This is a genomic window from Sporolactobacillus sp. CQH2019 (assembly GCF_028765345.1).
GTDB lineage: Bacteria > Bacillota > Bacilli > Bacillales > Sporolactobacillaceae > Sporolactobacillus.
This window is the reverse complement of sequence record NZ_JARAJZ010000004.1, coordinates 128476-142363: the sequence shown is the minus strand read 5'-3', so window position 1 is coordinate 142363 and position 13888 is coordinate 128476. Positions and strand designations below refer to the sequence as shown.

Below are 13888 nucleotides of genomic sequence, written 5' to 3'. Positions count from 1 at the left end.
TAATTGAAGCACTGGGAGGCGCCGATCATGACGGACAGAAAAAAAGAAGGGCTCACTCAGCTCGGCAATAAAGCAACAAACTACATTTTCGACTACGACCCGGGCGTGCTGGAAACATTTGAAAACGCGCATCCGGGCCGGGATTATTTCGTAAAATTCAATTTTCCGGAGTTTACGAGTCTCTGCCCGATTACCCATCAGCCGGATTTTGCGACCTTGCATATCAGCTATGTTCCGGCTGAACGGATGGTCGAAAGCAAATCGCTGAAACTTTATCTGTTCAGTTTCCGCAATCACGGCGATTTTCATGAGGACTGCATCAATAAGATCGCCGATGATCTGATTGCCCTGATGGATCCCGAATATTTGGAAGTGTGGGGCAAGTTCCTGCCGCGGGGCGGGATCAGCATCGATCCTTATGTCAATTACGGCAAGAAGGGCACCGTCTGGGAAAAAGTCGCTTTTGACAGGCTTTCAAGGCACGACATGTATCCTGAAAAAATCGATAATCGCTGATAAGGGTCAATAAAAAGCTTTTAAACAGGCAGCACATCGGCCGGGCTTCCGGCGATGGGGCGGCCTGTTTTGTTTGATCGCCATCGATCAATAAAATCTGCGCATTCAACGAATCCTATCAGATCCCCGCTCTATTTACATTAATTCGCGAAATGGTTCGTTCTGTGCAAGAAGTACGGACAAGCGGGATGGCCTGTCTGGGATCGAATGGTCTGCCCGGCCTCCAGGCCATCTCAAACACGAAACAATCGTTTGATTAGTTCCGCCGCGCCGGCTGTCATCACAAAAAAGCAATTTTCGTCGCCAAAACCAAGAAGACTGCCGCTGCGGCGGTACACCGATTGATTCGGACTCTATACCTCCCGGTGACCCACAATCAAACCTATGACTATGGCCTGGCCATTCGAAGATAGTCCGCTGTACGTTTCTATCCTCTATCCGCCTGACTGAAAAAATCCACCGGGCCAGGCCTCCTTTGGCATACCCTTTTTTGACCAGAAACTCTTAAAGATTCCGCTTTCTGCTAAGGGCTTAACTAATAGTAGAAGACCGCGGACAAGGCCCGGTAAAACACCGTCGATCGGAAAACCCGGCTTTACCGTATTAGCGAGGGCTGTGCCGTCTCAGGCCGAACGGGATCCCGCGTTCGGCCGCTTCTGCAACAAATTTTTAAAAACCTTTGAGGCATCTGCTGGCTGTCCAATGGGAGGCCGATCCCGAGGATCCACGTATTATACCGGGCAGGCTCCCTCTTTGGCCATCTCCGTAAACGGCTATTTCCAATGCCTTCCTTATAATAAAAAAAACGGCAGCCGGCAAATCATCGGGTCGTTTAAAAAGGCGCCTTCTTCACCGAAAAGGAACAGATAAAGGAAAACGGCGGAAATAAGCAGAAGCAGTTTGGTTCCTACCGTGTCAGCCTATAAATTTTGATCATTTTTTTGGTGCTGTGCCAATCGCTATCGAGGGATTTTGCCTTTCTTTTTTCACTTTTTCTCAAATAATCGGCGGATTGACGGACTTCATCCGAAGGAACGGAATTTTTTTCGGATAGTTCCAGCACAATAGCGCAGGAAGTTTGGAAGTCATGGATGTCTCCGATCGTCTGAAGCAGTTTTTTGAGCCTTCGGTAGAGTTTTTGACCCTTCATATCCAGAATCGGGAGAAATAACTCCAGGATCGTTTTGATTTTTTTACCCGCGATTCGGAACCGGTGCAATTGATCGGGTGCGGAAAAATCGGTTTTTCTGCCCAGTTTTAAGTATTTTTTTAACATGACGCTCAGTTCGCTCCGGACATAATCGGAAACGGCCGTTTCAAGACGGGCCGAATCATTCCATTCAATCGCCGCCGGCCAGTCAATGGGCACTATTTTGGATTTTCCGTCCGGGCCTGCCAGTTTCTTGCGCAGACTGTCCGATAAATCCAGCCGCTCTGCCCGGACAATGCTGCTCAGGACGCTCGATTTGTTGAAGCGGCTGCAGTTCGAAATGAGAATATCTAAATCCCGTATGGCTGCCAGAGATTTGTTTAAATGTTTCAGTCCGCCGTTTAATGAATCGTAGCAGCCGCTTGTGATCATTTTTTTGATAAAGAATAAGAGGGAGCGTATCTTTCTGATTTCAAGGCGCATCTGGTGCACTGTTTCCACGGCGGAAGCATCCGACATAAAGTCTGCCGTGTCGGATTCTAATCGCTTTGAAGCGGACACTAGAAATTTGATCATCGTTTTTTTTATGTCGGCATTGATTTCAAATGGCATGCTTTCCTGTTTCATCATCTTAACAACCCCCCTCGTTGTTTGTCTGAATGCTCGATTGTCTGTGTGATTGCGGTAGAATAGGTAAACTCTTAAGGAAACACAATATGAAGCGCTTTCATTTTTGAACTTATCCACTCTTGCCGCCGAAAAGGCATCGCCTATTTCTGCCAAGCCCGGGACGGTGAACCCCGCCGCAGCGGATTCTGTACGGCACCGGCCGGGAAGTTTTCTTGTTCACATCTGAATATGGAGACATTTCTCTATCTTTATTATAGAGAATGTGCGTTCTAATTAAAAGGACGGCCCAAATGGTGCAGCGAGGAACTTCATTGACATCATGTCGATGGAAAAAGTGTAAGAAAATGTCTCAGTCCAGTGAAGCAGACAAAGCGTATCTTTTTTGCCATAATAATTATCCACTCTCTCAAATAAGGAGCGCAGAATAGCCGCTGACCCGCCTGCGCGGCGGGTTGTTTAGACTGAAAATAAGGAACGGGATTGTGTACAAACAAGGAAATTTTCGGAAATCACAAATCTGTCTGTAAAAGCGTTGTGGATGGCTGTCCCTTTAATCATTGCTAAGAATTCAGCTGAGTTAAGGCGTCAATCAAGGTGTATGAAAAAGAGTTGAAAAGACGTGGTTACCTAGTGTCCGTTCACAGGATCTAGACAAAGAACGGTTTGATTTGAAGGGAAAAACTTTTAGTGACGTATAACAGGCAAAACAGGCACTTAAAATCGTGCCCATTCATGGTTTGTTTTTTTTTAATAATCTATAATTTAAAACGTCTACGGTCATGTTGATAACCACATAGGCAATCAATCCCGGCATGTAATAATTTCCACCGGCATCAGGACGTATGAAAATATAGATTAGGAGAAGAACTAGAGAAAAAACCTTGATCGAAACGAAGACTTTGTTGTTCATATTTAGTATCCTTTTTATTTGTTGTAAGTTCTACTTATTTTACCTATGAAGTGTGTCCGTGCTGAATTACTATAGAAATAACAATCTGTTCTTTCCTTTAGTACAATTCTACCGCCATTGATTCTATTTACTAGCCATATTCTATAAATTTTTTCTGTGACATATTCGTTGGGAGCATAGGCCGCGAGAAAAGTGTTTGCGATGACTGAGATGGCCCTAATTGATGCAAAAGGTATAAACTGAGTAACTCCCGCTATTACAGCAGATCTCGTTACGGCTAAAAATTTTTTAGAGTATTTAAGTGTTCCCCAATATTGCCAGCCCGTTACATAGGTAATGCCACCCCCACCACCTGATCCAGGATTCATCATGAACGAGATGATCTTTTTAGGTGTTGTGTTACTTGTATTTTGTAAATCAACATTGTTTAAAGATGCAGATGGGGCAAACGAAGGTGATACGCTAACTTTTGGTATAGTTGTAGCTGGCGTGGTAGCACTAGCTGAAGTTGCGAATAGGGCGAATGAGCCGAAAAACAAAGTGGACAATAACTGTCAGTATAATTTTCTTTAGCTTTAATAGTTTCATAGATGATTTTCCCCCCTTAGTTTGGAATACATCTATGATTGTAAACGTTGCCAATTAAAAAGACTGTCGAATTAGGGAGGATAATTGTAAATTTTATGCAAATATTTTAGAATTTGAGGATGTTTTTGAAAGAATCATTCAATATGGATCGTTATCATCTAGTGACTCAATATGAACAAATCGATCAGTTAATTCATGAACCCATCAATCTGAACTCATGTGTTCTGACCAATCCATATCTTCTGTTATTTTTGCCAAGATCTCCGGTCTCTCCACCGATTTTTCAAACCTCTTCTCTCAGCAATTCTTCACCTCTTCAAGAGTTAGATGTTTTTTCTTTTTCATATGACAGTCATAGTAATGATGTGGCTTCGTACTGTTAATTAGATCATTAATGCCTCTCAAAAATCAAACATCAAGATTTTGACTTTTGTCACTGAAAATTGTAAAAAATTAAGAGGAAAGAAATTTGTTTAAATGTTTCAGTCCGCCGTTTAAAGAGCGATTCGGACAATTGCCGCCGGACGGCGGCCGATTATCTTCCTGCTCCTTCCCGGTGGTCTGTATACGGCGGTTTCAGCATCCAATCGATGCCCGCTTTAAAGGGGCCCACCGTTCAGACGTTTAGAAAAAAAACAGTTGACTCTCCCGTGCGGAGGATCGTTTATACTAAGGAGGCGAGTATGGGCCGTGTACAAAATCGGGGAGTTTTCCAAAATCACAAACCTCACTGTTAAAACGCTGCGCTATTACGACGAGCAAAACATACTGACTCCGTCTTTTCGTAATGAAGAAAACGGATACAGATTTTATAACACTGCCGATTTTAAAAAAGCAGAACGGATTAAACTGCTTCGGAATCTTGAATTTTCCATTTCCGAAATGAAAGATATGCTCGGCCGCTGCGAAACGCCTTCTGATTTAACTTATTTTCTTGAGGAAAAGAAGGCGATGATCGAAAACAGAATTCTGGAAGAAAAATTTCTGCCGGATAAAATTAACTTTTATAGGAAACCGAAACAGGCGGAAGAAAATGGCCCGGATTACGAAATCGAAATCCGGGATATCGAACCGATTGCCGTGGCATCGATCAAATATAAAGGGAAATACAGCGATATCGGAAAGTATATGGAAAAGTTATATAAGGCCGCCGGCAGCCATACCGAGGGATGCCCCTTTACCCTCTACTACTCGGCTGAATACAGCGATGAAGCGGATATTGAATGCTGTCTGCCAGTCCCGGCGCAGCTGAAGCAGGCGGATGCGGCCGCGCCGGTCAGAGCCGTTTGTACGGAACATAAGGGCGGCTATAACAGCCTGAACAGGGCATATAAAGCTCTTCTGGACTATGCCGGGAAGCATCATTTCAGCTATCTCACGCCCTTCCGGGAGGTGTATGTTCAGGGACCGGGCAGGATATTTAAAGGCAATCCGAATAACTACGTAACGGAAATCATCATGCCGATCGGCAGGAGGCAGGAACATGGCTGCTGATAAATTAGACTATAAAAATGCGTTTAAAGATCTGTATCTTCCCCCGAAAAAACCCGTGCTCATTGATGTGCCGGCCATGCCTTTCATCATGGTCGACGGAATGGGCAATCCGAACGATGAAGGAGGAGACTATCAGTCGTCGGTTGAATTGTTATACGGCCTTTCCTACACCATTAAGATGAGTAAGAACGGAAAACAGCGGCTGCAAGGATACTTTGATTATGTCGTGCCGCCGCTTGAAGGGCTGTGGTGGATGGACGGCCGGGAGCTTGACTTATCGGATAAAGATCATTATAGCTGGACATCGATGATCCGCCAGCCGGAGTTTGTGACTGCTGAGGTGTTCCGTTGGGCATGTGCAGAGATTGCAAGAAAGAAGCCGCTGCTTGACGTATCGAAAGCCCGGTTTCAGACGTTTCAAGAAGGCCTGTGCGTGCAAATGATGCATATCGGTCCTTTTGAGAAAGAATCGGAAACCATGGCGCAAATGGAAAACTATATCGAAGGTCATCAGCTGAGGAACGCGATTTCAACAGTCCGGCCGGACGGAACGATCAAAAGGCATCACGAGATTTATCTGTCCGATCCGCGAAAATCGATGCCGGAAAAAAGAAAAACAGTAATCCGCCATCCTGTTGTGCCGATCGTTTCGTAATTGAGAGAAACAGGCGGCCACCGGCTTAATTCTAATAAAAACGATGCTGCGGGAAATGATTCATCTTGTCGAAGCAGCCGGCCGGTCTTTTCTGATGGGCAGCCGGTTTAACAGTTAAAATGAGAGAGAATGGCCTATCCAATCCGTCTATTCTTTCTCATTTTTTGCTGCATTTTTTCTGAGCGGCACGTCGCAGGGCTTCTTTCAAATGCTGCCGATAAATCCTGTCCGCCGGCGGGACGTCACGATTATGCCGCTGCACGGATGGCAGGACATTGCGTGGAAAATTTTTGCAGAAGATTTAGGCCGAAGATAATCGTTTTAAGCGCAAAAACTGCTGCCCCGTCTTGAAAAATATTATCCTCTCCAACGCTGCTTTCTGGAAATAAAGGTTTCTTCAGCGTGCAGTTTTTTTGAATTCCTATTCGGGCGGGCTGAAGAAATCGGCGGCTCATATTTTTTCATAAAGTGTCCGGCTTTTATGACTATGCCGTTTTTACCGATTGCCGGTGTCTAAGCGGCAGCGGAGATATTCAGATTCATAGAAGAAAATTAATTTTATATTCATCATGATGAATGACAAGATTTATTCATACCATTTCGTAAAATTTTCATATATAATTATGAAGAAAAAGTAAAGATTAGTTAACGATGACACAGGGTCTCTCGGCATGTGCAGGACTGAAATGCCTCTGGAGAGGAGAGTATAGATGATCAGGCAATTAACGGAAAAGGACAGAACGCTCGTCATGGATTTTGCAGGTGAACGTCCTGCAGAAAATCTTTTCATTCTCGGCGATATTGAAACGTTTGGCTTTGGCGGTGAACCGGTGATGGTATGGGGAGACTTTAATGAGACCGGAGCACTGATCAGTATCCTGCTCCGATACCGGGATAATTTTATTCCTTATGCGAAGCATCCCGATCAATTGGACGGAGAGGCATGGTCGGAAGTGATCAAGAACAACGGGAAACTGAGCATGCTTTCCGGCCTGAAAGAGATGGTTGAGCGGATTCTGCCTTTTATCGGACAGCCGCCTCAGGATAGAAAACTTTGTTTCTATGCAAAACGTGAAGATCGCGAAGTACTGGATAAAGAGTCGATGCGCAAAGACGTAAAAATGCTTTTCCCCGAGGAAGCGGATAAAATCGTTCGGCTGCGGGCATCGATTCCGGAGTTTTCGGAACCGAAAGTAGATCTCGCCGACTTTCAGGAGAACATGGAAAAAGGTATTTCAAGAACCTATTATATTGAGAAAAACGAAGAGCCGGTCAGCGCGGTCTCGACAACGGCCGAGACGCGCCGAGCAGCGATGATTGTCGGTGTCTGTACAAAGCCGGGCTATAAACGGCGCGGTTATGCGACCAGCTGTCTGATCAAGACGATTGCTGCTCTGAAGGCGGAACACAAAGAACCGTGTCTTTTTTATAACAACCCGGAGGCCGGCAGTATCTACAAAAAACTCGGTTTCGAAGATATTGATCAGTGGATGATGGCGAGCTACAGGAAAATTTCATGAGACAGAGGGGCCGAAACGACGGCGCTGATCCGGTGAGCCAGCCGACAGGAGCTGCATGAGTCGTAAGGGCTTTTTTACTGTGAAGGCACAGCTATTAGAGGGGCCGGACCCCGGGGCCTGCCGGTATGGTATGAAGACGTACCGGCTTTTGCAGCAGAGGCTGTGCCGGAGACTGCGAAGCCAGGTTTTTTTCGAATAGTTCTGCCGGCAGCCCCGTATGTTCATGAACCGGAGAGTTTGCTATAATAGTCACACTGAGGGTTCGAAATTCCCGCCCCTCATGAAACAAAACTAGGGAGCGTTGCAACTGAAAAATTCGGCTGCTTTTCTTGAGAAAAAGCGTTCGGAACGGCGAGTGGTCCAGTTAGTTGGGTTCACGGACCTGTCCGGATGCCTATCAAGGGACAAGGGACGTCGTCCGACTTTGCGCTCTCCATTTTTGTTATGGAGAGTTTTTTTCATTCGCTTCTTTTTGCCAGCCGGAATGCCAAAGAGGCCTGTAATCTGAGCTCCAAAAGCTGAATCCGCACTGGATCCGATGCATCCGGTCGGAGGAAAGGATACATACACCAAGGTTCGTAAAAAGGCAGTGCCGTTTGTGCGCGGCCAAGGCAGCGGACGGAAAAAATACTTACCGGACCGCTGCCGCAAATGATTGAGGATCCAAACCGGGGAGGTGCCTGAAATGGTCAAAAAAGCAGTGGTTGTGCTCAGCGGAGGGCTGGACAGCACAACATGTATGGGTATAGCGAATCAGGAAGGCTTTGAACTTTATCCGCTGACATTCAGTTACGGCCAGCGTCACAGTCGGGAAGTTGTTCAGGCGAAAAAGGTGGCGGCCTATTACCGCGTGAAAGATCATCGCATTGTCAATATCGACTTTTTTAAGCAAATTGGCGGCAGTGCTTTGACCGATACGTCCATTGGCGTGCCGCAGAACGGAGATGGAAGCGACATCCCCGTCACCTATGTCCCCGCCCGAAACATGATTTTCCTCTCTCTTGCAAGTGCTTATGCAGAAGTGCTGGGTGCAGAGACCATCTTTATCGGCGTCTCTTCCGTTGATTACAGCGGCTATCCCGATTGCCGCCCTGAATTTATTGACAGTATGAACCGGACGATCAATCTGGCCACAAAAACAGGGGTCACAAGCCGCGGCCTGTCCATTCAGGCACCGCTGATGCATCTGACAAAAAAAGAGACAATCGAGCTTGGAACGAGGCTCGCGGTTCCTTACCAGTTGACGACATCCTGTTACAATGGCGGAGACAAGGCCTGCGGCACATGCGACAGCTGCAGGCTGAGGATCAAAGGATTTCAGGAAGCGGGGCTGATTGACCCGATCCCCTATCAAATCGATATCGACTGGACCCGGCGGCCGTCACAGAACATGCCCGGCAGAGAATGAAGCCGCCGCCGAAAAAATGTTGCTGATAGAGATTTCATCCATCCGTCTCCGTTGCTCTACCGGCCGAATTCAGGGTTGTATCGGCCGAATTCGGGGTTGTATCGGCGAAAACGAGTGCTCTATCGGCCTAATCTGGGGTTGTAACGGCGGAAATGGGTGCTCTACCGGCCAGATTCGGGGTTGTAACGGCGGAAATGGGTGCTCTATCGGCCGAATCGGCGGAAATGAGTGCTCTATCGGCCGAATTCGGAGTTGTATCGGCGGAAACGAGTGCTCTACCGGCCGGATCTGGGGTTGTAACGGCGGAAATGGGTGCTCTACCGGCCGAATTCGGGGTTGTAACGGCGGAAATGGGTGCTCTACCGGCCGAATTCGGAGTTCTATCGGCGAAAACGAGTGCTCTATCGGCCGAATCGGCGAATGCTCTTTCTCTGATTTGTTGATCAAACTGCTAAAAAATATGAGTATCTCTTTAGCCCATTTTCCTGCTGTGCCCTCAGATGATGATCGACTTTTCCTGAGATGATCAATCCCGAAAGACAGAGAGTGTGTCCGCGATCAAACTTCTGCAACAATTTGATAGATCAGGTGCCGCGAAACGGGCACAGCGACCGATAAACTGCCGGCGACGACCGATAAAGCCGGCACAGCGGCCGATAAACTGCCGGCCATGATCGATAAAACGGGAACAGCGACCGATAAACTGCCGGCGACGACCGATAAAGCCGGCACGGCGACCGATAAACTGCCGCCGGCGACCGATAAACTGCCGGCGACGACCGATAAAGCCGGCACAGCGACCGATAAACTCCCGCTGACGACCGATAAACTGCCGGCGACGACCGATAAAGCCGGCATAGCGGCCGATAAACTGCCGGCCATGATCGATAAAACGGGAACAGCGGTTAATAAGGCTCCGGCCGCGGCTGATCCATCAATCAGGGACAATCTTTCTGTTCTGATTATCCGCACTTATTGATTTCAGTCTGTTTGCTGTCGATTTTCCGCACGTTATTATCGATATTCTGCCATTTACCGTTGATATTTTGCTTTTTACTGCTGATAAGCTGGTATTTCCTGCCGATTTTCACCACGATTTACAGGAATCCGCGGCGGGCGGAAGAAAAAGATCGGACGTTTTCGCCATGTAACGCCTGTTCTGCATGATAGCTCTCTTTTTCAGCGGAATAAATCGCCGTTCGCAGGAACATTCAAAAGAATAGGCTGCCGCCCGTGCTGAGCGATCGCTTTTTGGAAGAATTGCCGGCGTTTTTGCGCCGCGGCCCGACTGAACGGATGGGAATATCCATTAAAAAAATATGGTCGCGTCGGACGAGACCATATTTTTTCTACCTATTATATATAACTAAGTAATTTTTAGCGGCAGCTGCGTGCCGAGTCAATTGACCGAGTTTTGAACGGCTTCGACGACGGGCACCTTTCCTTTTTTTCCCCTGCTGGCCCAGTACGAAGCCAGGACCGAACCGGACATGTTGTGCCAGACGCTGAAAAAAGTGCCCGGAATGGCGGCGGCCGGTGAGAAGAAGGCCATTGCCAGCGATACGCCCAGTGCGGAATTTTGCATGCCGACTTCAAAGGTGATCGAACGGCTTTTCGGATGATTCATGCCGAGCAGTCGGCTGAAGAAGAACCCTAATGCAAAGCCTAGCAGATTATGCAGCATGACAACGGGGATCAGGATCAGAGTACTCGCTGCAAACAGTGACGCGTGGTTAGCGGCAACGACGCTGCTGGCGATCAGAATAATGGCAATTGTTGAGACGAGCGGAAGAGCTTCAGCCCCTTTTTCGACTTTGTTTCCTCCGAATGTGTGGACAAGTACGCCCAGAACAATCGGCAGGATGACAATTTCAATCACGCTGATAAACAGGGATCCGGTAGGAATACGAACCCAGCGGCCTGCAAGCAGCCACAGGATCAGGGGCAGCATGACCGGAGCGATCAGTGTCGAGACAGCGCCGATTGAAACGCCAAGCGCGACGTCGCCCTTTGCAAGGTAACACATGACATTGGATGCCGTGCCGCTCGGACAGCAGCCTACTAATATCACGCCGACAGCCAGCGCATTTGGCAGATGAAAAGCCAGGCAGAGTGCGTAGGCGACCAAGGGCATAATCAAATAGTGTGCGCAGACACCGACGATTACATCTTTAGGCCTCTTAAATACTGCGGCAAAGTCGGACCTTTTCAGAGAGACGCCCATGCCGAACATGATCAAGCCGAGTAGAAGAGAAACATACGGCAGAACCCAAAGGATCAGGTTCGGCTGAAAATAACTGATAACTGCGCCGGCGAGGACGAATAGCGCAAAATATTTTCCTAAAAACCGTCCTGTGGAAACAATGGCTTTCATGATGCTTCATCCCTTCTGTTTTCAAATATCTATGAAGTCTCTGAAAAATTATTTTGCGGTACCGGCCGCTTTTTTCTCTTGTGCTGCATCGTTCCAGGCTTCGGGCAGCCGCATGACGCCTCCCGTATGAGCGGAAGTGACGAGAGCCGCATAGCGGGCCAGATAGCCGCTCCTGACTTTCGGGACAAAAGGTTTCAACTGATTCCGACGATCGGCCAGTTCCGACTCCGAAACGTCAAGATGGACGGTGCGTTGCACTAAATCTATGGTAATGGTATCGCCGTCTTTGACGAGGGCGATCGGCCCGCCCGCCGCCGCTTCCGGGGAAACGTGCCCGACCGATAGGCCGCGCGTCGCGCCGGAGAACCGTCCGTCCGTAAGCAGCGCCACATCTTTTCCGAGGCCGCGTCCGACAATAGAGGATGTCGGTGCCAGCATTTCCGGCATGCCCGGTCCGCCTTTCGGTCCTTCATAACGGATGACGACAACGTGGCCTTTTTTGACCGTATGATTGTCGATTGCTTCAACCGCCTCATCGTGTGAATTGAAACAGATCGCTTTTCCGGTGAATGTTTTGATGGACGGGTCGACGCCGCCGACTTTGATGACCGCTCCTTTCGGGGCGATATTCCCGAAGAGGACGGATAAACCGCCGGTCTTGCTGTACGCCTGATCAAGCGGATGGATGACTTTCGGATTTTTAATGTCGGCCTGTGCGACATTCTCGCGGATTGTCTGACCGGAAACGGTCATTCGATCGGGATGGATCACGCCGCCCATATCGGTCAGCACTTTAATGATGGCCGATATGCCGCCGGCTTCGTGGACATCCTGCATGGAAAAGGCAGAGCTTGGAGCGATTTTGGCGAGGTAAGGAACTTTTTCCGCGACGCGGTTGATCCGTTCGAGGTTATAATCGATACCGGCTTCTGAGGCGACGGCCAGCATGTGGAGCACGGTATTTGTCGATCCGCCCATTGCCATATCGAGCGCGAAGGCATCATCGACAGCTTCCGGTGTGATCAGGTCCCGCGGCCTGACCTGATTTTTAACCAGATCCATCAGCTTAAATGCCGATTTTCGGATTAAGTTGCGCCTTTCTTCGGAAACTGCGAGAGCGGTGCCGTTTCCGGGGAGCGCAACTCCGAGCATTTCCATGAGACAGTTCATCGAATTGGCGGTAAACATTCCGGCACAGGATCCGCAGGTGGGACAGGCCGCTGCTTCAATATCGAGAAATTGCTCTTTTGAAATCCGCCCCTCTTTAAAGGCGCCGACGCCCTCGAAAACCGAAGACAGCGTCAGCGCTTTTCCGGTGGCCGAGAGACCGGCCTTCATCGGCCCGCCCGAACAGAAAATGGCGGGAACATTGGTGCGTACGGCTGCCAGCAGCATCCCCGGCGTGATTTTGTCACAGTTCGGGATATAGAAAACTCCGTCAAACCAGTGGGCGTTGATCATCGTTTCGGCAGCATCGGCAATCAGTTCGCGGCTCGGCAGCGAGTAACGCATGCCGATGTGACCCATGGCGATGCCGTCATCCACACCGATCGTATTGAACTCGAACGGGACTCCGCCGGCTTCCCGGATCGCCTGTTTGGCGACATCGGCCAGTTTCCGGAGGTGGACATGTCCGGGAACGATATCGACATATGAATTGCATACTGCAATGAACGGCTTACGCATATCCTCCTCGTTTTTCACCACTCCGGTGGCCCTCAGCAAACTGCGCGCCGGTGCCCGGTCAACGCCCTTCTTGATTTCGTCGCTTCTCAATGTTTCTTCATCCTCTCTGTTTTTGGCTTTACAAAAAATACAACGAGTTCCGCATTGCCCGGCTTACCTTTCCAGAGATCCGCCGACTCCGCCGGCAGAATGCAGATCGTACATCCACCGGATTGAGACGGCACCGACGCTGCCTGCCGGCCGTACTTCCGCCGGATGCAGCGGCCTTTGAGCTGCACAAGCCATGACAGTCCGTGCATCCACAGAATGCACCGGTTCCCGGCGGCGTTAACCGCCGGACAGCGTGTTCTCAGCGACGTTCTTTCCGGTCGAAGTTCCATCACCCCTTTACCATGGCAAAAATCTCTCCACCGGCGTTTCTGCCCCGGCGAAGACTTTTTGTTGAAACCATTCTGCCGGCGCCGCTGCATAAACGGCATAGAAAAAGGCTCCCATTCCGAACTGCGGATGGGAGCCTTGTACCCGGATCCCATTTGAAGCCAATTAGGACCCGGACAGTCGTTAGTTTTTTCACGATTGTCAGGATCCTAACTAATAAGAATAATGCTCAACAACACTCGGTCATCAAATGGGAAAGTCATGATGATTAACTCCTTGTCTGAATAATTTGTCGCTTTGGTATAGCTCAATATAACACCCGTCCAAAAGAAAGTCAACCCAAGTTTACAAATTAAATACGCTCTTTAAAAAAATCAGATATCGGCCGAAAAGGTTCCATCATCTGTTTATTTTCCGCATAAGAAAGGGAAATTTACGATTTTCGCCAAAATTTTACAGACCTTTTTTGCTTCCAACTATTGGCCTTAATTTTTGAAATTAAAATTTTTTAAAAGTTTTAAAAAAAGGTTGACTGATTTTTTTATCTGGATTAGTATGTGTGACAATCCTCTCAAAAAA

The 13888-nt window shown here is 48.3% G+C and carries 11 protein-coding genes; 7 read left to right on the top strand and 4 right to left on the bottom strand.

The annotated features are described in order from the left end of the window. Nucleotides 1–27 precede the first annotated feature (27 nt). Complete coding sequence (queF, locus tag OYT88_RS07130) at nucleotides 28–516, top strand: preQ(1) synthase (RefSeq protein ID WP_274398932.1); 489 nt, start codon at nucleotides 28–30, stop codon at nucleotides 514–516. 907 nt (nucleotides 517–1423) lie between these two features. On the opposite strand, the gene OYT88_RS07125 is transcribed toward queF, so the two are convergent. Then, nucleotides 1424–2296 (bottom strand): CHAD domain-containing protein, encoded by an 873-nt coding sequence (locus OYT88_RS07125; protein WP_274398929.1) that lies wholly within the window; start codon nucleotides 2294–2296, stop codon nucleotides 1424–1426. A gap of 1279 nt (nucleotides 2297–3575) precedes the next feature. On the opposite strand from OYT88_RS07125, the gene OYT88_RS07120 reads away from it, so the two are divergent. The 6 genes from OYT88_RS07120 to OYT88_RS07095 all read left to right on the top strand — a co-directional run bounded on the left by OYT88_RS07120 (nucleotide 3576) and on the right by OYT88_RS07095 (nucleotide 9314). Then, nucleotides 3576–3779, top strand: a complete 204-nt coding sequence (locus OYT88_RS07120) for a hypothetical protein (RefSeq protein ID WP_274398927.1) — start codon at nucleotides 3576–3578, stop codon at nucleotides 3777–3779. A 705-nt stretch (nucleotides 3780–4484) separates the two neighbouring features. Beyond that, a complete protein-coding gene (locus OYT88_RS07115) occupies nucleotides 4485–5288 on the top strand; it encodes a MerR family transcriptional regulator (RefSeq protein ID WP_274398925.1) in 804 nt (267 codons plus the stop codon). Then, the gene (locus OYT88_RS07110) at nucleotides 5278–5943 is read left to right on the top strand and encodes a GyrI-like domain-containing protein (RefSeq protein ID WP_274398923.1); all 666 of its coding nucleotides are present in this window, start codon (nucleotides 5278–5280) and stop codon (nucleotides 5941–5943) included. Before OYT88_RS07115 ends, OYT88_RS07110 begins: the two co-directional genes overlap by 11 nt. Nucleotides 5944–6653: 710 nt before the next feature. Then, a complete protein-coding gene (locus OYT88_RS07105) occupies nucleotides 6654–7463 on the top strand; it encodes a GNAT family N-acetyltransferase (RefSeq protein WP_274398921.1) in 810 nt (269 codons plus the stop codon). Nucleotides 7464–8148: 685 nt separating this feature from the next. Further along, nucleotides 8149–8871 carry a 7-cyano-7-deazaguanine synthase QueC gene (queC, locus tag OYT88_RS07100; protein WP_274398919.1) on the top strand — a complete coding sequence of 241 codons (723 nt, stop codon included), beginning with the start codon at nucleotides 8149–8151 and terminating at the stop codon, nucleotides 8869–8871. Nucleotides 8872–9023: 152 nt separating this feature from the next. Further along, nucleotides 9024–9314: a hypothetical protein gene (locus OYT88_RS07095; RefSeq protein ID WP_274398917.1), complete on the top strand. Its 291-nt coding sequence runs from the start codon at nucleotides 9024–9026 to the stop codon at nucleotides 9312–9314. Between the two features lie 115 nt (nucleotides 9315–9429). Here the strand turns inward: OYT88_RS07095 and OYT88_RS07090 are convergent, their stop codons facing one another. The 3 genes from OYT88_RS07090 to ilvD form a co-directional block, all read right to left on the bottom strand. Continuing rightward, complete coding sequence (locus OYT88_RS07090) at nucleotides 9430–9819, bottom strand: hypothetical protein (protein WP_274398915.1); 390 nt, start codon at nucleotides 9817–9819, stop codon at nucleotides 9430–9432. 451 nt (nucleotides 9820–10270) lie between these two features. Next, a complete protein-coding gene (locus tag OYT88_RS07085; RefSeq protein ID WP_274398913.1) occupies nucleotides 10271–11245 on the bottom strand; it encodes a bile acid:sodium symporter family protein in 975 nt (324 codons plus the stop codon). A gap of 48 nt (nucleotides 11246–11293) precedes the next feature. Continuing rightward, entirely contained in the window at nucleotides 11294–13021 is a 1728-nt protein-coding gene (gene ilvD, locus OYT88_RS07080; RefSeq protein ID WP_274398911.1) for a dihydroxy-acid dehydratase, read from the bottom strand. Nucleotides 13022–13888 lie beyond the last annotated feature (867 nt).

Bases quoted from the DNA above. Each gene is read 5' to 3' on its own strand.
- OYT88_RS07125 (WP_274398929.1), bottom strand. From the start codon at position 2,296: ATGATGAAACAGGAAAGCATGCCATTTGAAATCAATGCCGACATAAAA.
- OYT88_RS07120 (WP_274398927.1), top strand. From the start codon at position 3,576: ATGAACGAGATGATCTTTTTAGGTGTTGTGTTACTTGTATTTTGTAAA.
- queF (WP_274398932.1), top strand. From the start codon at position 28: ATGACGGACAGAAAAAAAGAAGGGCTCACTCAGCTCGGCAATAAAGCA.
- OYT88_RS07110 (WP_274398923.1), top strand. From the start codon at position 5,278: ATGGCTGCTGATAAATTAGACTATAAAAATGCGTTTAAAGATCTGTAT.
- OYT88_RS07095 (WP_274398917.1), top strand. From the start codon at position 9,024: ATGGGTGCTCTACCGGCCAGATTCGGGGTTGTAACGGCGGAAATGGGT.
- OYT88_RS07105 (WP_274398921.1), top strand. From the start codon at position 6,654: ATGATCAGGCAATTAACGGAAAAGGACAGAACGCTCGTCATGGATTTT.
- queC (WP_274398919.1), top strand. From the start codon at position 8,149: ATGGTCAAAAAAGCAGTGGTTGTGCTCAGCGGAGGGCTGGACAGCACA.
- OYT88_RS07085 (WP_274398913.1), bottom strand. From the start codon at position 11,245: ATGAAAGCCATTGTTTCCACAGGACGGTTTTTAGGAAAATATTTTGCG.